26 protein-coding genes and 1 pseudogene are annotated in these 23518 nt (G+C 66.4%); 10 read left to right on the top strand and 17 right to left on the bottom strand.

Annotated elements, in window-relative coordinates; all coding sequences use genetic code 11:
• A pseudogene (locus OLX02_RS13420) lies at positions 1–177 on the bottom strand (biotin synthase); the annotation flags it as partial.
• A 215-nt stretch (positions 178–392) separates the two neighbouring features.
• On the opposite strand from OLX02_RS13420, the gene OLX02_RS13425 reads away from it, so the two are divergent.
• A complete protein-coding gene (locus tag OLX02_RS13425) occupies positions 393–1685 on the top strand; it encodes a nucleotide sugar dehydrogenase (protein WP_264423600.1) in 1293 nt (430 codons plus the stop codon).
• Here OLX02_RS13425 and OLX02_RS13430 read toward each other — a convergent pair.
• From OLX02_RS13430 to OLX02_RS13480, 11 genes are all read right to left on the bottom strand, one after another.
• On the bottom strand, positions 1627–2244 hold the full coding sequence (locus OLX02_RS13430; protein ID WP_264423601.1) for a hypothetical protein: 618 nt from the start codon (positions 2242–2244) through the stop codon (positions 1627–1629). The two genes, OLX02_RS13425 and OLX02_RS13430, sit on opposite strands and share 59 nt — an antisense overlap.
• Positions 2139–2657 carry a hypothetical protein gene (locus tag OLX02_RS13435; RefSeq protein ID WP_264423603.1) on the bottom strand — a complete coding sequence of 173 codons (519 nt, stop codon included), beginning with the start codon at positions 2655–2657 and terminating at the stop codon, positions 2139–2141. The genes OLX02_RS13430 and OLX02_RS13435 overlap by 106 nt, the downstream gene beginning before the upstream one ends.
• Before the next feature lie 241 nt (positions 2658–2898).
• Positions 2899–3324, bottom strand: a complete 426-nt coding sequence (locus OLX02_RS13440) for a hypothetical protein (RefSeq protein ID WP_264423605.1) — start codon at positions 3322–3324, stop codon at positions 2899–2901.
• Between the two features lie 47 nt (positions 3325–3371).
• Positions 3372–4712, bottom strand: a complete 1341-nt coding sequence (wecC, locus tag OLX02_RS13445; protein WP_319641250.1) for a UDP-N-acetyl-D-mannosamine dehydrogenase — start codon at positions 4710–4712, stop codon at positions 3372–3374.
• Positions 4709–5833, bottom strand: coding sequence for a non-hydrolyzing UDP-N-acetylglucosamine 2-epimerase (wecB, locus tag OLX02_RS13450; RefSeq protein WP_264423607.1), 1125 nt, complete (start codon positions 5831–5833; stop codon positions 4709–4711). The genes wecC and wecB overlap by 4 nt, the downstream gene beginning before the upstream one ends.
• Before the next feature lie 2 nt (positions 5834–5835).
• Complete coding sequence (locus OLX02_RS13455; RefSeq protein ID WP_264423609.1) at positions 5836–6828, bottom strand: hypothetical protein; 993 nt, start codon at positions 6826–6828, stop codon at positions 5836–5838.
• 56 nt (positions 6829–6884) lie between these two features.
• Positions 6885–7238: a polysaccharide biosynthesis/export family protein gene (locus OLX02_RS13460; protein ID WP_264423611.1), complete on the bottom strand. Its 354-nt coding sequence runs from the start codon at positions 7236–7238 to the stop codon at positions 6885–6887.
• Between the two features lie 23 nt (positions 7239–7261).
• On the bottom strand, positions 7262–7441 hold the full coding sequence (locus OLX02_RS13465; protein ID WP_264423613.1) for a hypothetical protein: 180 nt from the start codon (positions 7439–7441) through the stop codon (positions 7262–7264).
• Positions 7442–7448: 7 nt separating this feature from the next.
• On the bottom strand, positions 7449–7664 hold the full coding sequence (locus tag OLX02_RS13470) for a hypothetical protein (protein ID WP_264423615.1): 216 nt from the start codon (positions 7662–7664) through the stop codon (positions 7449–7451).
• A gap of 284 nt (positions 7665–7948) precedes the next feature.
• Positions 7949–8194, bottom strand: coding sequence for a hypothetical protein (locus OLX02_RS13475; RefSeq protein ID WP_264423617.1), 246 nt, complete (start codon positions 8192–8194; stop codon positions 7949–7951).
• Positions 8195–8298: 104 nt separating this feature from the next.
• Entirely contained in the window at positions 8299–8865 is a 567-nt protein-coding gene (locus OLX02_RS13480) for a hypothetical protein (protein ID WP_264423619.1), read from the bottom strand.
• A 153-nt stretch (positions 8866–9018) separates the two neighbouring features.
• Here OLX02_RS13480 and OLX02_RS13485 point away from each other — a divergent pair, with 153 nt between their 5' ends.
• Positions 9019–10044 carry an NAD-dependent epimerase gene (locus OLX02_RS13485; protein ID WP_264423621.1) on the top strand — a complete coding sequence of 342 codons (1026 nt, stop codon included), beginning with the start codon at positions 9019–9021 and terminating at the stop codon, positions 10042–10044.
• 28 nt (positions 10045–10072) lie between these two features.
• Here OLX02_RS13485 and OLX02_RS13490 read toward each other — a convergent pair whose 3' ends face one another.
• On the bottom strand, positions 10073–10435 hold the full coding sequence (locus tag OLX02_RS13490; RefSeq protein ID WP_264423623.1) for a response regulator: 363 nt from the start codon (positions 10433–10435) through the stop codon (positions 10073–10075).
• A 196-nt stretch (positions 10436–10631) separates the two neighbouring features.
• Between OLX02_RS13490 and OLX02_RS13495 the strand changes: the two genes are divergently transcribed.
• From OLX02_RS13495 to OLX02_RS13520, 6 genes are all read left to right on the top strand, one after another.
• Entirely contained in the window at positions 10632–11387 is a 756-nt protein-coding gene (locus OLX02_RS13495) for an energy transducer TonB (RefSeq protein ID WP_264423625.1), read from the top strand.
• 171 nt (positions 11388–11558) lie between these two features.
• Complete coding sequence (locus tag OLX02_RS13500; protein WP_264423627.1) at positions 11559–13958, top strand: glycosyltransferase family 4 protein; 2400 nt, start codon at positions 11559–11561, stop codon at positions 13956–13958.
• Positions 13912–15222, top strand: coding sequence for a glycoside hydrolase family 130 protein (locus OLX02_RS13505; RefSeq protein WP_264423628.1), 1311 nt, complete (start codon positions 13912–13914; stop codon positions 15220–15222). The genes OLX02_RS13500 and OLX02_RS13505 overlap by 47 nt, the downstream gene beginning before the upstream one ends.
• Positions 15223–15271: 49 nt before the next feature.
• A complete protein-coding gene (locus OLX02_RS13510) occupies positions 15272–16312 on the top strand; it encodes a mannose-1-phosphate guanylyltransferase (protein ID WP_264423630.1) in 1041 nt (346 codons plus the stop codon).
• A complete protein-coding gene (locus OLX02_RS13515; protein WP_264423632.1) occupies positions 16309–17127 on the top strand; it encodes a class I mannose-6-phosphate isomerase in 819 nt (272 codons plus the stop codon). The genes OLX02_RS13510 and OLX02_RS13515 overlap by 4 nt, the downstream gene beginning before the upstream one ends.
• 52 nt (positions 17128–17179) lie before the next feature.
• A complete protein-coding gene (locus OLX02_RS13520) occupies positions 17180–17623 on the top strand; it encodes a DUF2721 domain-containing protein (protein WP_264423634.1) in 444 nt (147 codons plus the stop codon).
• A 38-nt stretch (positions 17624–17661) separates the two neighbouring features.
• Here OLX02_RS13520 and OLX02_RS13525 read toward each other — a convergent pair whose 3' ends face one another.
• The 3 genes from OLX02_RS13525 to OLX02_RS13535 are packed head-to-tail and all read right to left on the bottom strand — an operon-like array spanning position 17662 to position 19951.
• Positions 17662–17967, bottom strand: coding sequence for a polyhydroxyalkanoic acid system family protein (locus OLX02_RS13525; RefSeq protein ID WP_264423636.1), 306 nt, complete (start codon positions 17965–17967; stop codon positions 17662–17664).
• Positions 17967–18728 carry a hypothetical protein gene (locus tag OLX02_RS13530; protein WP_264423639.1) on the bottom strand — a complete coding sequence of 254 codons (762 nt, stop codon included), beginning with the start codon at positions 18726–18728 and terminating at the stop codon, positions 17967–17969. Before OLX02_RS13530 ends, OLX02_RS13525 begins: the two co-directional genes overlap by 1 nt.
• The gene (locus tag OLX02_RS13535; RefSeq protein WP_264423640.1) at positions 18728–19951 is read right to left on the bottom strand and encodes a toxic anion resistance protein; all 1224 of its coding nucleotides are present in this window, start codon (positions 19949–19951) and stop codon (positions 18728–18730) included. Before OLX02_RS13535 ends, OLX02_RS13530 begins: the two co-directional genes overlap by 1 nt.
• A 163-nt stretch (positions 19952–20114) precedes the next feature.
• Between OLX02_RS13535 and bla the strand changes: the two genes are divergently transcribed.
• Both bla and OLX02_RS13545 read left to right on the top strand, forming a co-directional pair.
• Positions 20115–21059 (top strand): class A beta-lactamase, encoded by a 945-nt coding sequence (gene bla / locus OLX02_RS13540; protein ID WP_264423642.1) that lies wholly within the window; start codon positions 20115–20117, stop codon positions 21057–21059.
• Positions 21060–21064: 5 nt separating this feature from the next.
• Positions 21065–21781 carry an SDR family NAD(P)-dependent oxidoreductase gene (locus OLX02_RS13545; protein WP_264424002.1) on the top strand — a complete coding sequence of 239 codons (717 nt, stop codon included), beginning with the start codon at positions 21065–21067 and terminating at the stop codon, positions 21779–21781.
• 42 nt (positions 21782–21823) lie between these two features.
• Here OLX02_RS13545 and hcp read toward each other — a convergent pair whose 3' ends face one another.
• Positions 21824–23464 carry a hydroxylamine reductase gene (hcp, locus tag OLX02_RS13550; protein WP_264423645.1) on the bottom strand — a complete coding sequence of 547 codons (1641 nt, stop codon included), beginning with the start codon at positions 23462–23464 and terminating at the stop codon, positions 21824–21826.
• Positions 23465–23518 lie beyond the last annotated feature (54 nt).

The raw sequence follows: 23518 nt of genomic DNA on the forward strand, positions 1-23518 counted from the left end.
CGTGCACAGCTGCACTTCGCCCGCGCGGTGATGCGCGCGGTGCACTTCGGCGGCGCGGAACACGAGTTCGGGGAACGGAAGGTCGAACAGCGCGGCGATCTCCTCGCGCGTCCAGTCATTGCGGACGGTGCTGCGGAGGGGCGCTTCCGGGGCGGTAAGCGTGGCTGTTTCGGACATCTGCATCTCCCGGCATTCAAACGAGTCTGCGGCCCCTTAAATCAAAAATCCGGCGGGTGCTTGTGGAAAAACGATTGTCGCCCGGCCAACCTACCGGACGGATTTCCGTAAGGAAAACCGCAGAGCACCGCGCGCGTTTACCGGACCGGAAGGGTTGCCCTATTAAGCGGGGCGGCGATGCGGCCCGCTCGGGGCCGGTTTTCAAGACGGATCGGATGACGGTGAGCAAAGCTGTTGAGCGCGTGGGCGTTGTTGGTCTGGGCTATGTGGGCCTTCCGCTGGCGATTTCGTTCGCGCGCAAGTTCCGCGTCACCGGCTTCGACATCAGCGCGCACCGTATCGCCACGCTGAGGGCGGGCGAGGACTATACCAACGAGGTCACCGCCGAGGAACTGGCGGCATCGAGCCTCGAAGTCACCGACGACGCTGAGGCGTTGCGCGATTGCTCGGTGATCATCGTGACCGTGCCGACGCCGGTCGATGAAAGCCGCCGGCCCGATTTCTCGGCGCTGCACGGCGCCTGCCGCACGGTGGGCAAGGTGATTTCTCCCGGCACGATCGTGGTGTTTGAATCGACCGTCTATCCCGGCGCGACCGAGGAGGTCTGCGCCCCGGCGATCGAGGCGGTTTCCGGCCTGAAATGCGGCGTCGATTTCAAGCTGGGCTACAGCCCCGAGCGGATCAATCCCGGCGACAAGGAGCACCCGTTCGAGAAGATCGTGAAGGTCGTCTCCGGGCAGGACGATGAAACGCTCGATACGCTCGCCGATCTCTATGGCGCCGTGGTGACGGCGGGCATCCACCGTGCATCGTCGATCAAGGTGGCCGAAGCATCCAAGGTGATCGAGAACACCCAGCGCGACATCAACATCGCGCTGATGAACGAGATTTCCAAGATCTGCGACCTTGTCGGCATCCGCACCAGCGAAGTGCTGGCGGCGGCGGGGACGAAGTGGAATTTCCTGCGCTTCTATCCCGGCCTGGTCGGCGGGCACTGCATCGGCGTCGATCCCTACTACCTCACCGCCAAGGCCGAACAGCTTGGCTATCACCCCCAGGTGATCCTGGCCGGGCGCCGCATCAACGATGGCATGGGCAGCTACATCGCCCAGCGCGCGGTGAAGATGATGACCGCCAACGGCCGGCCGCTGCGCGAGGCGCGGGTCGGCATCCTTGGCCTGACGTTCAAGGAAAACGTGCCGGACATCCGCAATTCCAAGGTGGAGGACATCGTCCGCGAATTCGCGGAATTCGGCATCGCGCCGCTGGTGCACGATCCGCTGGCCGATCCGGCGGCGGCGCGGCACGAATTCGGCATCGCGCTCTCCCCGCTGGAGGACATGGCCGAGCTTGATGTGCTGGTGCTGGCCGTCTCGCACCGCGCTTTCCTGGAGATGTCGCCGCAGGCACTGGCCGGCATGGTCACGCCCGGCGGCGTGATCGTCGATGTCAAATCCGTGCTGTCGCCGGAATCGGTTCCCGCGGGGCTTCGCTACTGGAGCCTGTGACCGCGCCGGACGGTGGTGCCGCGGTCGGGACCAGTGTCAGCTTGGGCTTTGCGCCGTCGCAGGATTGGCTCTGGTTGGCCGTGGCGCCCGCCTCCGCGTTCCAGATCAGCCCGGTGGCCGATGCTTCCGGCGCCAGCTTGCGATAGAAGCTGCCGTTGATCTGGGTCGTGGCGATCAGTTCGTCGCGGAACTTCAGGTAGAGGTGGTGATCCGGCACCGCGCTGTCCGCTTCCGTCCAGAACTGTTCCAGTGGTCCCTGGTAGGTCATCCCTTCCATGTCCCACACCGCTTCGCCGACCGGCTTGGTCGGGCACTTCATGCCCACGGCGGTCAGGCCCACGGTACTGTTGATCACCACCACGCCCCGGCAATGGCGGATCAGCGTGGGTGTGTGCTGGTCGTGGATGTAGAGCACGCGGTGGCCGCAGCCGGCATCGCGCGCAAGATCGCGGATCAGACGCGAATAGTCGCGGTATCCCCGGTCCATGGGGTCGATCGAGCCCTGCCGCACGCGGTCGAGGTCGTCCTGCGAAGGCCCGTGGCGCAGCCGCTCGAACAAGGCCCGCGCTTCCTCGGGCGTGGCGACGACATGGCAGAACTCGATCGCGGCTGGCGCTTGCCGCGCACGGTGAACTGTTTGACTCCAAAGGGTGGGGAAAAGCGGTTGTCGCGGGCGATGTTGCCGGTGGACGGGCATTCGCCTCCCGCCTTGGTGCATTCTCCGTTGGTCTCGGCGTCGCAGTACCATTCGTCGATGGCGGTCACGCTGTCGCCTGTCTTGAAATGGTTGCCGATGATCGTGTTGTCGTTGGACCGGTCGCGCAGCTTGATCGCCGCACCGCAGAAATCTTCGAAGGTATGGCCTTCGATGCGGGTGCCCGACGAATAGTGCGCCAGATAAACTGGATGAATCTGCGCGCATTCGCGCGCCGTGCGGTTGCGCACCGTGTGGAAGTAGTTGTTGGCGATCACGTTGTCGCGTGAATTGACCAGACGGATCGCCGCGGTCGATGCCGGTCCGTCGTCCTGCCCGATGTCGCCGATGCGGTTGAAGACATTGTCGATGATCGAGGTGCCACTGTTGAAGCCGGTGGTGTCCGGGCTTCGGGCGGTCCAGCCGCAACGCCCCGCGTGCAGCCTCCAGCCGCGTCACCTCCAGCGGATTGAACGCTGCCGTATCGCCTATGCTGTCGGCCAGCGCCGATGTCACACCTCAGCAGCTGGTGCCCGCCAGCACCGCTGCCGCGCGTTCGCCATCCCGCTCTGCGCGTGCAATCGCCGCGTTGACTGCCGTCATCCCCCCGTCCGTCCATGTCGACAGGAAAGGCTGGACCGCGGCAGGATCGGCTTCGGTGACAAGTTGGTCCGCCGGCTTTGCCTTGCGTTGCAGGTTCTCGCGGTGGATCGCCATCAGCGTGCCGGGCAGCGCTCGCAGCGCGCGGCCCGTTGAGCAGCGCGTCCCCGAGCTGGAAGCGATCGTCCGGCGCACCGCCAGAACGCGCCCGTCCTGCGCGGCCAGCGTTCGCGCAAAGATCTCCGCCTGCTGGCGCGACATCGCCTGCTGGCTGGCAAGGGCTGCGCACGCCTGGTCGAGTTCCTGCTCCAGCATGGTGATCGTGGACTGGGCATCGGTCGGCAAGGCCTCCGCTGCCAGGGGCCCGGCCGGCAAAGCGCCGGATGCTCGTGTCACGGCACCTCGATCTGGCCGCCGCGGTCCCAGATGCCCTTGCAGTCGATCACGATCACGCCTCGGCCGACCGGCGGCACCGATGCGCGAAACGGCTTGTGGTCCACCAGCAGCAGGCGCACGTCCGCCTCGCGCAGCGCGTCGTCCGCATCCACCAGCGTCACCCCCCGCGCGGCCAGCCGCTCGGGCAGGGCCTCGATGTTCGGCTCCACCGCCAGCAACCGCGCCGCGGTGCTGCCCGTCAGGTGCTCGACGATCTCCAGCGCCGGGCTTTCCCGCAAGTCGTCGATGTCGGGCTTGAACGTCAGGCCAAACGCGGCGACGGTGATTTCCGCCTGCACGCAGCCGCGCGCGCTGGCCACTTGCTCCACGGCGGCGCGCACCTTGTCGATCACCCAGTGCGGCTTGAAGTCGTTGATCTCGCGCGCGGTGCGGATCAACCGCGCCTCTTCCGGCGTGCGATTGACGATGAACCACGGGTCCACGGCAATGCAGTGCCCGCCCACGCCTGGGCCGGATTGCAAAATGTTGACGCGCGGATGGCGGTTGGCCAGTGTGATCAGCTCCCACACGCTGATCTGCAGCTTGTCGCAGATCAGCGAAAGCTCGTTGGCAAATGCGATGTTAACGTCGCGGAACGCGTTTTCCGTCAGCTTGCACATTTCCGCGGTGCGCGCGTTGGTGATGACGCATTCGCCCATTACGAAGGTCTTGTAGAGCGCGCAGGCCGCCTCCGAACAGCGCGGGGTCATGCCGCCGATCACGCGGTCGTTCTCTACCAGCTCGCGCAGCACGTGGCCGGGCAGCACCCGCTCGGGGCAATAGGCGATGCGTATGTCGGACTCTGCACCCGCCTGCTGCGGAAAGGTCAGGTCGGGCCGCGCCGCCGCCAGCCACGCCGCCATCTGCTCGGTCGCACCCACCGGCGAGGTGGATTCCAGCACCACCAGGTTGCCCTTGGCCAGGACCGGAGCAATCGCCTGCACCGCCGCCTCGATATACGAAAGGTCTGGTTCGTGACCATCCTTGAACGGCGTCGGCACCGCGATCAGGAATGCCTCGGCCGGTTCAGGCACAGTTGTTGCCCGCAGCGTGCCTTCCAGCGTGGCTGCGTGGACTACCATGTCGAGGTCCGGCTCCACGATGTGGATGCGGCCTGCGTTGATCGTCTCCACGGCGTGCGCGTTCACGTCCACGCCGATCACCTCTACCCCGCGCGATGCGAACACCGCCGCAGTGGGCAGGCCGATATAGCCGAGGCCGACCACGGAAATCCGCCCGAAAGGCAGGCGCCGGTCCCGCTGCCTGCTCTTGCGTTCGTCTTGCGCCGTCGGGGTCATTTCCATTGCTCCAGTACCTGTTCGATCCGTTCGCAGGCGCGACCGTCTCCATAGGGGTTGTGGGCGAAGGCCATCGCGCGATAGGCCTTGGCATCATCCATCAGCGCGCTCACGCCCGCGATGATTTTCTCCTGCGACGTGCCCACCAGCCGCACGGTGCCCGCTTCTACCGCCTCGGGGCGCTCGGTGGTGTCGCGCATCACCAGCACCGGTTTGCCCAGCGACGGGGCCTCTTCCTGTATGCCGCCGGAATCCGTCAGGATCAGGTGGCTGCGCACCATCAGGAACACGAACGGCAGGTAGTCCAGCGGCTCGATCAGGTGGATGTTGGCGATGCCTTGAAGGATGCGGTTCACCGGCTCGCGCACGTTGGGATTGAGATGCACCGGATAGACGAAGTCCGCGTGCGGATAGCGGCGAGCCAGCGCGGCGATCGCAGTACAGATGCGTTCGAACCCGCCGCCGAAGTTCTCGCGCCGGTGCCCGGTGATCAGCACCAGCGGCGCGCCTTCGCGCAGGATCGGGGCAAAGCGCTGCGCCAGTTCTCCGGCCAGTGCGCCATCCGTTTCCAGCTTTTCCCGCACCATCAGCAGCGCGTCGATCACCGTGTTGCCGGTCACGCTGACCGATCCGGCGGGCACGTTTTCTGCAAGCAGGTTGCGCCGCGATTGCTCGGTCGGCGCAAAGTGCAGGTGGGCCAGGGCGCCGGTCAGCTTGCGGTTGGCTTCCTCCGGCCAGGGCGAATAGAGGTTGCCGGTGCGCAGGCCCGCTTCGACGTGCCCCACCGGGATCTGCCGGTAATATGCGGCCAGGCTGGTGGCAAAGGTCGTCGCCGTGTCGCCATGGACCAGCACGATGTCGGGCCGGAAGTCGGCCAGCGGCGCTTCCATCCGGGTCAGGATCGCTGCGGTCAGGCCGGACAGCGTTTGGCCCGGCTGCATCAGATCGAGATCGTAATCGGGGCTGATCTCGAACAGGCGCAGCACCTGGTCGAGCATTTCGCGGTGCTGCGCCGTCACGCAGACGCGTGCGTCGATCGCGGCAGAGCTTGCCAGCCGCTTGGCCAGCGGGGCCATCTTGATGGCTTCGGGACGGGTCCCGAAAACGGTCAATACGCGCATTGTCACAGCCCCAAAACCTCCTTTACGCTAACCGCGATCTGGTAAAGGATCTGTGTCATATCCTTGACAATCTGGTACGATTTCACGTCCACACGGGGCAGGACAATGACCTGGTTACCCGTTTTCAGCGGGCGGGCGTTCTCTGCCACCTGGTCGAAGCTGCCGTCGCCGTGGGCCACCACGATGCGGCGCGATCCGCTCTTGTGTGCGAAGCCGCCGGCGGTCTGCACATAGTCGCTCGCGCTGGCCGAGCTGGAATAAGCTATTGCGTTGGGGAACAGCACCTCGCCGCTCACCAGCACCAAGCCGTCCTTCGTCGGCACCTGCAGCACGTCGCCATTCTCCAGCAGCAGGGCGTCGCGTTCGGGGGCGTGGCCGATCGCCACCTGTCCGATCGGCTCGATCTGGCGCGCCCGGTCGATCCACCGCAGCATCAGGTCGGCCTCGTTGCGGCGCAGCATGGATTCGTCGTTGGTGCCCGATCGCGCCGTCAGCGTAGCCATCTGCAGGCTGAGCGAGGTTTGCAGTATCTCCTTCTGCCGATGCTTTACGCGCCGGCGGATCAGCTGGATGTCGTCGGCATTCGATCGCTCGGAGAACTTCACCTGCCGCAACAGGTCGCCCGCGCGCGAACCATAGGGCAGCACGTATTTCTGCTGTGAATCGTGCTCGCCTTCGATTCGCACGGTGATCGTGCCGAGCCTCTTGTCGGGGGTGAAGTCGATCTCGGCGCCATTGGCAACCGCCAGCCGCGGCGCGTCCGACGGCGGATAGTATTCGACGTTCTTCACCGATCCGGTGTTGCGCGCGATGCGCATGTGCGTGGCTGCCGCCAGCGGCCGCGCCATCAGCATCACGTCGGCGGCGTTTGTCGGCGTGCCGATGGGGAATTCGAACACCTTCGGATTTTCAGCAAGGCCGCCCACGGTCACCGTGTTCTGGCGCGGGCCGACGAAGATCATTTCGCCATTGCCCAGTTGCACCTGCGGCATCACGCCCCGGAACAGGAACTCGTACAGGTTCACACGCTTGCGCACCATTTCCCTGCGCCTCACCTGCACAGAGATGAACGAACCACGGTTTGGATCGACGCCGCCGGCGAGGTCAAGATAGTGCAGCAGACTGTCGGCGCTGGTGCCATTGTACTGCCCGGGGCCGTTGGGATGAAGATGTCGCCCTGCGGATCCACCACCAGGTACTGGTTGAAGCTGTAGGCGCCCCACATGCGCATGTAGATGCGGTCGCCCATGGTCACGATATAGTCGGGGTTGTACTGCACGGACGAGGCCTTGGTGAAGACGCCCGCGAACAGCTGCGCGCCGAACACGTCCGAATTCACGTTCGCGTGATAGTCGAACGGCACGCCGCCGGTGTTGGTGGTCTGCTGGATTGTCTGGTCAGCCATTCTCTCGGCCGCCGGCAGCGCGGTCACGTCCAGCGAAGGGAGTGTCGGGGCGATCCCGAAGTCGCGGGCGTTGTGCTGCTGTCCGGCTGCGCCTGGTTCTGCGCGCTCTGGACCAGCGCCGCCAGCACCGCCGGATCGATCCCCAGCGTCCCGGCGCTCGCCATCGCCATGCCAAGGCCGGTCATCCACTCTTGAAAGGTCATGTTCGTGTCAGTCCATGTGATCGCGGACGACGGCCAGCAGGGCGATTCCCGCGGCGAGCATGGTCACCAGCGTGAACGCCAGCGCGTTGTAGAAGCGGCGCGATTTGATGGATCGTTCGGCCAGCGTCGGCTTCTGGACGACGGTGACCTTGCGGACCTTGCGCATCGCGTCGATGCGGCCCTTTTCCAGCCCGGTCAGGGTCGTCTGGCATCTGCTGAGCAAACACCGCTTCCTGCGGCAGCCGCTGGAAAGTTTCGATCTTGCGATTCAGCGCGGCGCCGTTGGGCGAAACTATCTTTGCGGTTTCACTCTTGATCTGCGCGTCCACCGCGTTGATCTGCTGTTGGACTGCCACGACTTGGGGGTGCGTGGGCACCTGATAGGCCTGCACCGTGCGCAGCTGGGTCTGCAATGCCATGCGGTGGGCCTGCACTGACCCACGATGCCCTCGGTGCGCTCAGCCGCCAGTTCGGGCGAGAGCAGGCCTTCCTTGCTCTGGTAGTCTATCACCGCCTTGCGCGCGGCCAGGTTGCGCTGGTCCGCTCGGCCTCGCCTTCCAAAAAGGGGACCTGCGCAGCTACCAGATCGTGGTCGCTGCGGTTCATGAAGGCCTCGCCTTCGCTGACCATGGTCTGCACGATGGCCTGCGCGGTCTGGGGATCGAACGCTTGGGCAGAAACGACCAGCACGCCTTGCGTGTCGTCGTAGTCGATCTTCACGCGGTTCTGGAAATAGGCTTGGAAGTTTTCCATCGACGCGTGGGCAGACCACAGCCGCGTGAACGGATCGCGGTGCCTGCGCGCGCAAGTGCAACCGGGTGTCCAGCATGCGCAGCATGTCGGTGGAAAGCATGTAGTCACGCATCCGCATCTGATCGCCGCGGTCGCCTCCCAATGCGATCCCGCCCAGGAATCCGCCAAAGTGCAGCCCGCCACCACTCGGAAGCTCGGTCTTCTGGATAAGGGCGTGAGATTCCGACACATAGCGGTTCGAGGCGAAGATCAGCCAGAATGCGGAGGACAGCAGGCAAAACAGCACGGCTGGGAGCAGGATGGCCCGGCGGATCGAGCGCCACGCGCCGGGGCACCGCATCGCCCTGCTGCATTTCGCGGCACGGCCCGCGCCATGCCTTCAGCCCGTCGCGCAGCCGCTCGAACACCGCCGGCGGCAGGAAATCGCGCCGCTCCACGAAACCGTCGCGCTCGAAGGCGGCGCGGTCCTCGGGCCGGATCAACCCCGCCAGCTTGCCGCGGCGGCGCTCTGCCATCGCGTGGGCGGCGCGCACCCGCGCCACGTGCAGCCCCGCCTCGTTCAGTCGGCGCGATCCGATCAGGGGATGGTCGATGAAGCTTTTCGCGCCCGTGGCCAGGCTCGCCACCCACCACGGCATCAGCAGGGTCGTGCGCAGGAGGGTGAGCATCATCATGGGCTCGCTGATGCCCCAGCATCGCATGGCCGCGCAATTGCAAATGGGCCGAATGCGGTCTCTTCTGCGCGCAAGTCTTTACCGCGTCGGAAACCATGGCCTAGAGCGAATCGGCTAAGGGGCGTTTCGCGTTCCCGACGGAGATTGGACTTGGCGATTCTTGTTACCGGCAATGCCGGCTTCATCGGCTTTCATACCGCGAAGGCATTGCTGGAGCGCGGGGACGATGTCGTCGGCATCGACGTGGTCAACGATTACTACGATCCCGCGATCAAGGAAGCGCGGCTACGGATCCTTGAAGAGACCGCGCGCCGCACCAACGGGTCCTATGCCTTCGTGCGTGCCAACATGGCCGATCAGGTGGCGGTGGACCGCACCTTTGCCGAGCACGGCGTGCGCCGCGTGGTCAACCTCGCCGCGCAGGCGGGGGTGCGCTATTCGATCGAGAACCCGCGCGCCTACGTCGAAAGCAACATCGTCGGCTTCACCAACATTCTCGAGGCGAGCCGCCACAACGGGGTGGAGCACCTCGTCTATGCGTCCACCAGTTCGGTCTATGGCGGCAACCAGGCGATGCCGTTCAGCGAACACCTGGGCGCCGACCACCCCTTGCAGTTCTATGCCGCCACCAAGAAGGCGAACGAGCTGATGGCGCACAGTTACAGCCATCTCTACCGTCTGCCGACCACGGGTCTGCGCTTTTTCACCGTCTACGGTCCGTGGGGCCGGCCCGACATGGCGCTGTTCCTGTTCGCGAAGAACATCATCGCGGGCAAGCCGATCGACGTGTTCAACTATGGCAACCACACGCGCGACTTCACGTTCGTGAGCGATATCGTCGAGGGCGTGATCCGCGCGCTGGACCGGCCCGCCGCGCCCAATCCTGCGTGGGACGCGATGAAGCCCGATCCGGCGACGAGCAACGCGCCCTACCGGATCTACAACATCGGCAACAATTCACCGGTCAAGCTTACCGAATATATCGAGGCGCTGGAGGACGAGATCGGCCGCAAGGCGGAGCGCAATCTCCTGCCGCTGCAGGCCGGTGACGTGCCGGACACCTTCGCCGATGTCTCCGACCTTGAGCGCGACCTTGGCTACAAGCCCGCGACCACGGTGCGCGAGGGCGTCGCGGCGTTCGTGGCATGGTACCGCGAGTACATGGGCGAGGGGTAAGCGGCAGGCGGCTTGGCGGAAGGGCGCTTCAGGCTGCCCCGGCCGAGAATGTCGCCATGGCCGAGAGCGCGCCTTTCAGTGCTTCGATGCTGACCGGCTTGGTCAGCAGCGGCGCGTCGGGCGTGTCGTCGGTTTCCTCAAGCGAGGCGTGGCCGCTCAGGTAGTAGAATGGCGTGCCCGCTTCGAGCAGCCTCCGCGCCACCGGGGCGGAGGTGGTGTCCTGCCCCAGCGAGAAGTCAAGCAGGGCGCAATCGACGACGCACTCCGCCAGCACGGTCATTGCCTGATCGACGGTGGCGGCGGTGGTCACTGTTTCATGTCCAAGGTCAGCCAGGCTTTCCTCGAGGAGCATCGCCAGAAGCGGCTCGTCTTCGACCACAAGGATTCGCATCTGTGTTCCTAACCGGGCCTCTGCCCGAGCCGCATTCTACCTTTTGGGTGGGACGCGCGGTATAACACTGTACACCCGCCAACGTCATTTTAACCCGGTTTCATCGCCCTTTACAAACCGGCTGCCGCATTTTGGCAATAGGAATGCCCAAAATCAGCTTGGGGAACCCCCTGCCATGCGGGACATTGGGAGCGGCATGAGCATTCCCGACTCGACCGGGCCGACGCGCTACGTCGATGCCGATGGGCTGGGACGCGGCCCGCGTTCGGCGGTTATCGTGCTGGTCGCGCTGCTCCATCTCGCGCTGGCTTTTGCCATTCTGCGCGGTCTTGGCGGAGTGGCCATGCTCCCCGGCGGCGAACCGCAGCCCGCCACCGCCGCCTATGACGTGCCGCTGGACAAGCCTTCGCCGCAGCCGACCGCGACCACCACCGCGCGCGAGCCCGAAGGCGCCGAGGGGGCGGCGGGCCGGAAAGCCCGCGCCACCCAGATCGTCGCCGCGCCCGCGCGCATCTCCACCCGCGCCGCTCCCGCAGCGCCCGCCGCCTCCACCGGCAACGACACGCGATCAGGCGAGAGCGCCGCCGGTGCGGGCACCGGCGGGGGCGCGGCGGGCAGCGGCACCGGCAGCGGGGGCAGCGGCAACGGCGCGGGCGGGCGCTATGTCGCCACCCGCGCGGTCAAGATCGCGGGGGATATCACTTCGGCCCGCGACTACCCCCGAGAGGGCCGCGATGCGCGCGTGGGCCGCAGCGTGGTCATCCTGCTCAAGGTCGGAACCGACGGCCGGGTGCGCGGTTGCAGGGTTTACCGGCCCAGCGGCGACGCCAATGCGGACGCGGTGACCTGTGCGCTCGCGGTGGACCGCTTCCGCTTCCGCCCCGCTCTCGACCAGACGGGCGCCCCCGTGGAATCCACCTATGGCTGGGAACAGCGCTGGTTCGCGCCCTAGTTGCTGCATCTGCTAACGCAAGTGCTGGTGCCCCACGCTTCGAAACGACCCTAAGTTACGACAAGATGAGCGCCCGAGCCCTCAATTATGTTGCGATGCAACGCAACCGAATCCCGGTTGCCGCGTTTGGTTCATTGAACGGACAGATTTTGACCTCGGGGCTTGCCATCGATGACCATCGACCATCACGACACCTTCAACCGGCCGCGCACGGCCAGTAAAACCGGCGCCGCGGTCCTCGACTTCTTCGGCGCCGACGCCCACGTGCCGCGCAAGGCGCGCCGGATTGCGCTGATCGGCGGCTTCCGCCCGCGCAAGTGCGGCATCGCCACATTCACCACCGATCTCTACGAACAGCTGCGCGCGCACCACCCTGAACTGTCGGTCGATCTTCACGTGGTGGACAACCCGCACGACGGGCTGGACTATCCCGGCGTCCGCGGCGTGATCCGCGCCGAGCGCACCGAGGACTATCGCATCGCCGCGCGCCGCATCAACGAAGACGCGGTGGACGCCGTCTGGCTCCAGCACGAATACGGCATCTTTGGCGGCCCCTCGGGTGAAATGGTGCTTGATCTGGTCGATCGCATCGCCGCGCCGCTGATCGTCACGCTCCACACCGTGCTGGCCGAGCCTTCGGACCGGCAGCGCGCCATCCTCGATCACATCCTGCGCCGCGCCAGCCGGGTCATGGTGATGAGCCATCATTCGCAGGGCCTGCTGCGCCGCCTTTATCACGTGGCGGAAGATCGCATCGTCGTGATCCCGCACGGCGCGCCCGACCGGCCGCTCGGCCGAGGCGAGGCGTTCAAGGCGCGTTCGGGCCTTGCGGGCCGCAACGTGATGATGACGTTCGGCCTGCTGGGCCCCGGCAAGGGGCTGGAAACCGTGATCGAGGCGCTGCCCGCCATCGTCGCGGCGCACCCCGCCACCGTCTACCGCATCGTCGGCGCCACGCATCCCAATCTCGTTGCCGAACAGGGCGAGGCCTACCGAGACAGCCTGATCGCGCGCGCGGAGCAACTGGGCGTCGCCGGCAACATCGAGTGGGACAACCGCTTCCTCGAAACGGACGAACTGCTCGACCAGCTCGAAGCCTGCGACATCTATCTCACCCCCTATCCCAATCTCCAGCAGTCCACGTCCGGCACGCTCAGTTTCGCGGTCGCGCTGGGCAAGGCGGTCGTCTCCACCCCCTATGTCCACGCCAGCGAACTTCTGGCGGACGATGTCGGTGTGCTGATCCCGCCCCGTTCGGCGGGGGCGCTGGCCGATGCGGTCAATGGCCTGCTGGGCGATCCCCATGCGCTCGCGGCGATGCAGCGCCGTGCCTGGCTGCGTGGGCGCGATACGATCTGGCCGCGCTTCGCCGAAGCGAGTGCGGGCCTTGTCGAAAGCGTGGTGGTCACCGCACCGCGCCGGATGCCGCTCCTCGCCACGCCGGGCTTTGCCGGGGTGCGCGCGATGAGCGACGATACCGGGATGTTCCAGCATTCGATCGGCATCGTGCCCGATCGTCGTCATGGCTACTGCATCGACGACAACGTGCGCGCGCTAATGCTGATGGGCGAGGCGGACGCGGTGCCCGTGGCGCAGCGGCAGCGCTGGGCCACGGTCTATGCCTCGTTCATCCAGTATGCCTGGAATCCCGATGAGGAGCGCTTCCGCAACTTCATGGCGTTCGACCGCACCTGGTGCGAGGACATCGGCTCGGAAGACAGCAACGGTCGCACCTTGTGGGCGCTGGGCCATGCCATGGGCAAGGCTCCGGACGAGGGGCTGCGCGCCTGGGCAAGGCAGTGGTTCGACATCGCCGTCGGCCCGCTTTCGCAGGTGTCCTATCCGCGCGCGGTGGCTTTCACCATGCTTGGCGCGCTCGAGGCGCTCCGCGTCGATCCCGGCCACGGCCAGGCGCTCGATCTGGTGAAGCGCGGGGGCGAGATGCTTCACGCCCTGCTCCAGGCCGGTCGCCGGCCCGACTGGGCGTGGTTCGAAGCGGTGCTGGGCTATGACAACCCGCGGATGCCGCAGGCGCTGATCGAGGCGGCCGCGCTGCTTGGCCGTGACGACTGGCTTCACAGCGGGCTTGAGTCGCTGCGCTTCATCGCGGGCCAGCAGGTTTCCGCAGAAGGGAAGTTCCGCGCCATCGGCTCGGAAACTTTCCACCGCCCCTACGAAACGATGCCCTTCGATCAGCAGCCTTTGGAAGCCTGGGCCGCCATCGACGCCGCCGCCGCCGCGTTCCGCGCGACGGGGGATCCATCATGGATCGCCCATGCCGAACTGGCCTATCGCTGGTATCTGGGAGCCAATGATCGCGGCGTTGCGCTGGGCGACATCGTCTCGGGCCGCTGCCGCGATGGTATTACGCCGCAAGGTGCGAACGAGAATTGCGGCGCGGAATCGATTCTGGCATTCCAGCTCTCGCACTACGCGATGCAGGCGCTTGCCCGACCCGGTCTTGATCAGGGACGGTTAAGGGACGGACAGGCTATCATGGCTGCACGCAGAATGGGGAGCGCACTTGTCGATCGAACGCAGCAGGGCGCACACCAGCTTGCGAATTCTTGACGAAAGGCTTCACGCCGATCCCTCCCGGGTTGTCCTCCGGCCATTCCATCTGGGATGGTCGGGCGGCACCGCGCAGGGATCGCGCGCCGCGCGGCTGGTGGCCGACGTTCTCGCGCTGCCCGATGGGGAAGCGGCGGAGGAGTATGGCCGTGTGCTCCACGATTTCGAGGAGCGCCACTGGCAGACCGAACAACTGTTCGAGGAACGCTATCGCGAAGTGGAATCGGCGCTGGGTCTTGACGGCAAAGGGCTCAGCCCGATCCGCAAGCGGCTGATCGGTGCCTATTTCTGCCACGAATATACCTACGCCGCCGCAGCGCTGATGAACCCCAGCATCGTGCCGCACCCCGACCAGTCGGGGATCACCGGCGGGTCGGTGCGCTTCGTGATGAGCCTGCGAGCCGTGGGTGAAGGGCACATCAGCTCGATCGTGTTCCGCGAAGGCATCGCTCACACCGACGGCAGTTTCCAGCTCTGGCCGCAAAGCGCCTTCGCCACCGCGATGACGCTGGACGACGCCACGATGGTCGATGCCGACAGCGCCGTGACGGTGCATCGCCACGCCGAATCCAGCCTGTCCAATTCGGTGATCTTCCCGATCACCGAACAGCAGCGCGGGGGCCTCGAAGACTTGCGCCTGGTCCGCTTCGACCATGGCGACGGAGATTTCGAATGGGTGGGCACCTACACGGCCTATTCGGGCAGTTCGATCCGCTCCGAATTGCTGCGCACGCGTGATTTCCGGGAGTTCGTCCTCGAACCGATCGAGGGGCGGGCCGGCCGCAACAAGGGCATGGCGCTGTTCCCGGAGAAGATCGGCGGGCGCTACTGCATGGTCGGGCGGCAGGATGGCAAGAACCTGTTCCTGATGTATTCGGACCGGCTCGACCACTGGGACGATGACGGCGTGCTGCTGATGGAGCCGAAATTCCCTTGGGAATTCGTGCAGATCGGCAATTGCGGCAGCCCTATCCTCACGGACCGCGGCTGGCTGCTGCTGACCCATGGCGTGGGGGCGATGCGCAAATACGCGCTGGGCTGCGCGCTGCTGGACCGGGATGACCCGTCCAAGGTCATCGCCCGCAGCCGGACCCCCTTGTTGACCGCCATCGATGCGGACCGTTTCGGATATGTCCCAAATGTGATCTATACGTGCGGTGCACTAAAGGTGGGCGCGAACCTGCTGGTGCCTTATGGAATTTCGGACAGCGCGGTGGGATTCGCGGCCACATCGATCGACGAGATATTGCAATTGATGGAGTGACGCACCCCGCGTCGCGGAGCTTCACGATTGCGAAAAAAGACGGGATTTCATGGACAAGATCATTCCGGTAGTGCTCTGTGGGGGTAGCGGGACGCGCCTCTGGCCACGTTCGCGCAAGGTCAAGCCGAAGCCCTTCCTGCCGCTCGTGGGGGACACCACCCTGTTCGAGGCGACCGTGCTGCGCTGCGGCAAGGAGGCTGGATTCGGCGATCCGGTGATCGTTACCGGTGCGGCCCATCTCGAACATGTCGAGCAGCAGCTGCCCGATCGCGCGCACACCTGGATCATCGTGGAGCCCGAGGGCAAGAATACCGCCGCCGCCATCGCGCTGGCGGCGCTGCGCCTGCCCGCGGACGCGGTGATGCTGGTCTGCCCCAGCGACCACCACATCGGCGATTGCGATGCCTTCCAGGCCGCCGCGCACGAAGCGGCAAAGCTGGCAGCGCAGGGTTGGCTCGTCTCGTTCGGTATCGCGCCCACGGCGCCCGAGACCGGCTTCGGTTATCTCAAGCAGGGCGAACCGATCGAAGGCACCGCCGGCGCGCGGGTCGAAAAGTTCGTCGAGAAGCCCAATCTCGAACGCGCCATCGAGTTTCTCGCCCATGGCGGCTATTCGTGGAACGGTGGCATCTTTGCGTTCCGCGCGGGCACGTTCCTTGCGGAACTCGAAGCCCACCGCCCGGCGCTGGCCGCGGCCGTCCGCGCCTCGGTCGAGCAGGGGCGCGAGGACGGGATGCGCTTCCACCCCGATCCGGCCGCCTTCGCGAAGATCGAAAGCGAATCCGTCGATTACGCGGTGATGGAAAACACCGACCGCGCGGCGATGGTCCCGGCGGTGATGGCCTGGTCCGACATCGGCAACTGGCAGGCGCTGCACGAGGCGCTCGACCGCGACGAGGCCGGCAACGCGGTCAAGGGCGCGGCCGAACTCAAGGACTGCAACAATGTCCTCGTCCACACGGACGGCCCTCGTGTTTCTGTGATCGGCGCATCCAACCTGATCGTGGTGGTGGACAATGGCGAAGTGCTGGTCTGCACGCCCGAAGGCGCGCAGCTGGTCGGCAAGCTGACCGGAGCCGCCAACCAGTGAGCAAGCTGCCGATCCGCACCGTGGAAAAGCCCTGGGGCAAGGACGTGCTGCCAGCACCCTTCTCCGCGCCCGGGGGCCAGCGGATCGGCGAGATCTGGTTCGAGCCGCCGCCCGAAGTGCCCTCGCTGCTGATCAAGTACATCTTCACCAGCGAGAAGCTCTCGGTGCAGGTCCATCCGTCCGACGAGCAGGCGGCGGCCAGCGGCGAGACCGAGGCCACGGGCTATGGCGGCAAGGAAGAGTGCTGGCTGGTCATCGATGCCGAACCCGGCGCCACCCTTGGCGTCGGCTTCACCGGCCCGGTCGATGCCGCCACCATGCGCGCCGCCGCGCTCGATGGCAGCATCGAGGACATGCTGGTCTGGCACCCGGTCGGCCCCGGCGATTTCTTCTACATCCCCGCCAACACCGTCCACGCCATCGGCGCGGGGGTCTCGCTGATCGAGATCCAGCAGAACTCGGACATCACCTACCGCCTCTACGATTATGGCCGCCCGCGCGAGCTTCATCTCGACAAGGGCATCGCCGTGTCGAAGGGCGAGGCGCTGGACCCCGGCTTGCGCAAGCACATTCCCGAAACCGGCACGGTCGAACTCGCGCGCGGGCGCTATTTCACCGCGCACCGCGTCGATGGACTGCCCGGCGATGCCCTGCGCGCCGAATATGACGGCCCGCTGCTGGTCATCCCGCGCAAGGGTCAGGTTCTTCTGGCTGACCAGCCCATCGCGCCGGGCGATTGCGCCTCGGCGCCGAACATCGCCGCGCTGACCTTGCCGGCGGACGGGCAATACATTCTCGTCCGCGCGGCGGGGTAATTCGTATCCACCCGCCTTGCGCGCCTGCCGGGCGGGCGCGACAGTGCCGCCCATGATCGCGCAGACCATCCAGCTCGCCCTGGCCCCGGTGTTCGTGCTGGTGGCCATCGGCAACATCATGAACATCCTCACCACCCGGCTCGGCCGGATCGTGGACCGCTCCCGCACCCTGCAAAAGCTCCACGCCGAAACAGCGGGGCCGGCGCACGATGCGGTGGTGGTGGAAATGCGCTACGTCGACCGCCGCATCCAGCTGATCGGTCACGCGCTGCTGATCCTGGTGCTCAGCGGCATCGCCATCGGCGTCACCGTCGGCACGCTCTTCCTGGGCGAAATGGCCGGGCGTGAATTTCGTACCGCCACCGGCACCAGCTTCTTCATCGCCATCGCGCTGCTGATGATCGCGCTGGTCTATCTGCTGCTTGAAACGCGGCTCGTTTCCAGCACGCTGCGGTTGCCGCGCGAACTGCTCGAACTGGAGCGCAAGGACCTCTAGGTCGCCTTCGCGTGCGCCTGGGTGCCGTTAGGTGCCGTTCAGGTCAGCAGCTTCTCGCCCTTCTCGCGGATCGTGCCTTCGATCATTTTCCGTGCAAAACCAAGGCCGGCCGGGATCTCGACGTCGAACGCCAGCGCGGTTTCCTCGATCTCCAGCGCGCAGGGCACCTGGAACCCCATCGCGCTGACATCCATCTTCATGTGGTCCTGATCCACCCAGCTCATGTCGATCGAGACCATGCCGCCGACGATATCGGCGGCCTTGCCTTCGGCTTCGCCCATGCGCGCGTTCAGGCGGCGGCGGACTTCTTCCTTGCCGAGAGTATGGGGAATCGAAATGCGCATCAGGTATCCTTTGGCGGCGCCGCAAGCTGTCGGGTTTCCTCAAGCCCGTCACCGTACTTGTAGTCAAGATAGCGCCCGCGCACGGCCAGCGCGTCGATGTCGCCGGCGGCCAGCTGGCGGCTGATCTCGTTGATTTCCTGACTGATCTTGCCCAGTCCATCGGCCAGCTGCTGGTCCGCATCGCGCCCGCCGCGCTGCTCCTTGCGCAAGGCGGCGGGAATGCGGCGATAGCTTTCCACCATGCCCGGCAGGTGCTCGCCCACCAGCCGTCGCACTTCGGCAACTGCCGGCTCGGCCGGGTCGAGCCCTTCAAGCTGGACACCAAGGCCGTCGAGTTGCACGCCGATCTGGTCGACAAGGCCCACCGCTGGCGCGGGCAGCGCAGGGCGCTGAGCTTCCAGCCACAGCTCGGTGCGTCCCACCATGGTCCGTACGTCGCCGCTGTTGAGCGAGGCGAGATCGGGCACCTTGAGCCGGGGGAACGTGCCGAAGAACCACAGTGCGCCCACGATAGCGAGGAACGTGACCACCAGTCCGGTGAAGCCGATCCCGTCGATCACGAGGCCCGCCACCATCGCGCCCAGCAGCACGACCGCCACCGCCATCGCCATGCGCGCCGCCTTGCGCGCCAGATGGCGGCGTTTCACTTCGGCCGAACGCTGCCCGATCGAGCGCCCGCCCACGCGCCGCCCGCCTTCTCGCTGGCGGACCAGCGACTGGCGCGCTTCGGCAAGGATGCGGTCGCTTTCCTGCGCGGTCATCAACCCTCCAGCGACAGCAGCGGCGAGGTTTCCGGCCCGCTCACCTTGGCCTGCGCCGCGCCTTCTGCCCGTGCGATATAGCCCTTGGACTTCTCGACCTCGCCCGAAAGCGTGTCGACCGTCTGCTTCATCGCGTCCAATGCCTTGAGCTTGAACGTGTCGATGGTGTCCATCGTGTCATAGATATTCTGGAACGCGCGCTGCAGCGTTTCGAGCGGGATCGTGCTCGATGCGGCCATCTCGTGGATCTTGCCGGTCTGTTCGCGCAGCAGCTTGCCGGTGGAATCGATGATGTTCGCGGTGGTGGTGTTGAGCGCGGTGATCTGTTGCAGCACCAGCCGCTGGTTGGTCATGGCCTGCGCCACCGTAACCGCCGTGCGCAGCGCGGCGACCGTGGTGGTGCTGGCGCGGTCGACGCCCTTCACCAGTTCGACGTTGTTCTTCTTGACCAGATCGAGCGCGAGGTAGCCCTGCACGGTGACGGCCATCTGCGTCAGCAGGTCCTGCGTGCGCTGGCGGGTGTAGAACAGCGCGGATTCGCGGATCGCCTTGGCCTTGGCGGGATCGGTGTGATCCAGATCGAGCGCAGCATCCTCCAGCCGCTGGTCGAGCACCTTGGAGATGTGGATCATCTGCTCCAGGTTGCCCATCGCTTCCCACAGCTTCTGCCGCTCCACGTCGATGGCGGCATTGTCCATCAGCAGCTCGTCCTTGCCCGAGGCGAGGCGGTCGAGGATCGCCTTGATGTGTCCCTGCGCGGACGTGTAGCCGTCGAAATAGCGCTTCAGCTTGTTGCCGAAGGGCAGGATGCCAAGGAACTTGCGCGGGGCGGACAGATTGCCCTGCCGGCCGGGATCGAGGTCTTCCACCGTGCGCCGCAGCTGGGCCAGATCGGCGCCGACGCCGGTGTCCTTGTCGATGGCGCGGATCGGCCGGTCGAGAAAGCGGTTAGACATCCCCGCGGCCGCGACGATTTCCTTGCGGCCCATGTTGGTCAGCTGGTCGATGCGCTTGCCGAATTCGGGGCTTTGCGCGTCCTGCGCGATCAGATCGGCGACGAAGCTGTCGACTTTGGATTCCAGCTTCGTCTTGGCATCGTCGGAAACCGGCACCAGCCCGGCCGCCTGCGTGGGTGCGACCACCGGCACCGGATCGGGCGGGGTCAGCGTGATCGGGCTGGCCGTGGCGGTCTGGCTGGAACTGTCGGGCGCATTGGTGGCCATGATATCCGGTCGCTTTCGCAAAGAGTGCGGCCAAGATGGCGGTGCTGCCGCGTCTCTGCAACCTGTATTGTCGATGTAATACAGCAGTTGGTCGACTGCGGACCTTCATGCTGGCATCCCGCGTTGTGGCGCGATAGCCTTGGCCCACAGGGAGACCGCATTCATGCATCGCCGCCAATTCGCTCTCGGCCTCGCCGGGTTTGTCGCCGCCAGTGCCGCACAGATCGGCGCCGCTGGGCCGGCCTTCGCCCGGTCGGAGCGCAAGCCGGCTCCGCATAAGCCCTTCGCGGGCGTGAAGGCGCTGGGCAAGCTGGAGCATGGCGTTGGGGGGCGGCTGGGCGTGTCCGTCCTCGATACCGGCACCGGACAGAGTTTCGGCTGGCGCGAGGACGAACTGTTCGGGATGTGCTCGACCTTCAAGCTGAGCCTCGCCGCGCTGGTCCTGCGGGAAGTCGATGCCGGTCGGCTCGACGCGAACGAGCGGCTGATGTGGTCGGTGCTCGACCTGCTGCCCAATTCGCCGGTGACGGGCGCCGCCATTGGCCCGCAGGGCATGACCGTGACCGCACTGGCGCAGGCGGCGCAGGCGACGAGCGACAACCTGGCTGCCAATCTGGTGATGCGCCGGCTGGGCGGGCCCGGCGCGCTGACCGCGTTCTGGCGCTCGCTGGGCGACACGGTGAGCCGGCTCGATCGCTACGAAACCGCGCTCAACATGGTGCCGGCGGGCGAGCAGCGGGATACCACTTCGGCCCGCGCGATCACGCGCAGCGCGGCGCAGTTCCTTGCCGGGCCGGTGCTGTCGGCGCCGTCCCGCGATATGCTGCTGCGCTGGATGGCGGGCACCACCACGGGCACGCGGCGCATCCGCGCGGGCCTGCCTGCGGGCTGGGGCGCGGGGGACAAGACCGGCACCGGCATGGCGCCGGGCATGGAAAGCAAGATCAACGACATCGCGGTGGTGTTCCCGCCGGGGCGCGCGCCGCTGGTCGTCACCTGCTTCTACGAACCCGCCGACGCCCCGCAGACGATCCGCCCGCAGGACGAGGCGGTCCATGCGGCGGTGGGGCGGATCATTGCCGATCCCGCCGCGTGGAAGCAGCGTTGAACGCCATGCCGGGCTTGCGCTGCGCGGTGTTCGGAGCGAGCGGCGGCATCGGGGCCGCGCTGGTGGACGCGCTGGCCCTGCGCGAGGACGTGGCCGTGGTCCACGCCGGTGCGCGGCGGCAGGGCGCGGGGGGCGGCAAGGTCCGGCCCTTCGCCTTCGACCTGACCGACGAAGCCAGCATCGCCGCCGCCTGCACGGGCATCGGCGCGCCGCTTGATCTTGCCATCGTGGCGACGGGCCGGCTGACCTTGTCCGACGGAAGCGGGCCGGAGAAATCCTACCGTGCGCTCGATGCCGCGCGGCTGGCGGAAAGCTTCGCGGTCAACGCCATCGGCCCTGCGCTGGTGGCGAAGCACGTGCTGCCGCTGCTGCCCAAGGACCGGCGCAGCGTGTTCGCGGCGCTGTCGGCAAGGGTGGGGTCGATTTCGGACAACCGGCTGGGCGGGTGGCACGGATATCGCGCCAGCAAGGCGGCGCTCAACATGCTGGTGCGCAATTTCGCGGTGGAACTGGGCCGCACGCACCGTGATGCGGTTGTGGTGGCGCTGCATCCGGGGACGGTGGACACCGGCCTTTCCGCGCCGTTCCAGAAGGGCGTAGCCGAGGGGAAGCTGTTCACCGCCGAGTTCGCGGCGGACCGGCTGCTGGCGGTGCTCGATGGGTTGGGCCCGGCAGACAGCGGCAAGTTGTTCGCGTGGGACGGGGCGGAGGTGGCGTTCTAGGACGAAGGCGCCCACCGAAACTTCGGCAGGCGCCCATTCCGATCACGCCGCGGCGAGCATCCGCGACAGGTCTTCTTCCGCTTCGCCGGTCGGGCGGATGTCGAACTTGTCGACCAGCACGCCCAGCAATTCGGGGGTGAGGAACTGCGGCAGCGTGGGGCCGAGGTGGATCTTGCGGATGCCGAGGTGCAGCATGGTCAGCAGCACGGCGGTGGCCTTCTGCTCGAACCAGCTGATGGCATAGTGCAGCGGCAGGTCGTTCACGCCCACGCCCAGCGCGCCGGCGACTGCGACGGCGACCTGGATTGCCGAGAACGCATCGTTGCACTGGCCCACGTCGAGCACGCGGGGAATGCCGTTGATGTCGCCCAGATCCTCGCGGTTGAAGCGGAACTTGCCGCAGCCGAGCGTGAGGATCAGGCTGTCCTTCGGCGTGGCGACGGCCAGATCATGGAAGTAGTTGCGGCCCGGACGGGCGCCGTCGCAGCCGCCGATCAGGAACAGGTTCTTCACCTCGCCCTTGCCGATCATGCCCAGGAGCGTGTCGGCCACGCCCATCACCGTGTTGCGCGCGAAGCCTGCGGGAATGCGCTCTTCCGGCGCGTCGACGGCAAAGCCCGGCTGCGCCAGCGCGCAGGCGATCGCGGGGCTGAAATCGTGGTTCTCGATGTGCGGCAGCCCTTCCCAGCCGACAGGGCCAGCGGTGAAGATGCGGTCGGCATAGCCCTTGATCTCGGGGTTGATCAGGCAGTTCGAGGTCATCACGATCGCGCCGGGGAAGGCGGCGAAGTCCTTCTGCTGGTCCTGCCAGGCGCCGCCATAGTTGCCGATGAGATGCGGGAAGGCCTTGAGGCCGGGATAGGCGTTGGCGGGCAGCAGTTCGCCGTGGGTATAGACGTTGATGCCCTTGCCGGCGGTCTGCAGGAGGATGGCCTCCAGATCGCCCATGTCGTGACCGGAGACGAGGATCGCCTTGCCCGCCACCGGGGTCATGCGCACCATGGTCACTTCAGGATGGCCGAAACGGCCGGTATTGCCCGCGTCGAGCAGTTCCATGACCTTGAGGTTGAGCGCGCCGATCGCCAGCGATTCGGCCAGCAGCGCGTCGATGTCGGTGGGGTCGGTGGCAAGAAACGCGGCGATGCGGTGGAACTCGGCGCAGACCCCGGCGTCCTGCTCGCCCAGCACGCGGGCGTGTTCGCCATAGGCGGCGGTGCCCTTCAGGCCATAGAGCACGAGGTTGCGCAGCCCCACTACGCTGGGGCCGTCACGGTCCATGAAGCGCTGGATCGCGGCCATCGGCGCGGCGGCGGCGAGTTCGGCCGGTGTGAGGCCGGGATTCCACGTCGCGGGTTCGGGCAGGTTGGAAAGATCGGCGCCGGCGGCCTCGGCGCAGGCGCGCGCACGGTCGCGCAGTTCAAGCGCGCGGGCGATCAGCACGATGAAGCGCGTGCGGTCGAAATTGACGTTGGTGAGGGTGGTGAACCACGCCTGGAAGGTGAAGTCGTCCACCGCAGCATCGCGCGCACCCTTGGCCGCGGCGCGGGCGGCATAGGCGGAGACGCCCTGCATCACGCGCAGCAGCACGTCCTGCAGATCTGCGACGTCGGCGGTCTTGCCGCACGAGCCGACCTTGGTGGCGCAGCCGCCCTTGTTCGATTGTTCGCACTGTACGCAATACATCCCGGCACCTCTTTGTGGTATTACAAATACCGCTTTATAGGCGATGATCGGCGA

This window comes from Novosphingobium sp. KCTC 2891 (genome assembly GCF_025938155.1).
Taxonomy (GTDB): Bacteria; Pseudomonadota; Alphaproteobacteria; order Sphingomonadales; family Sphingomonadaceae; genus Novosphingobium.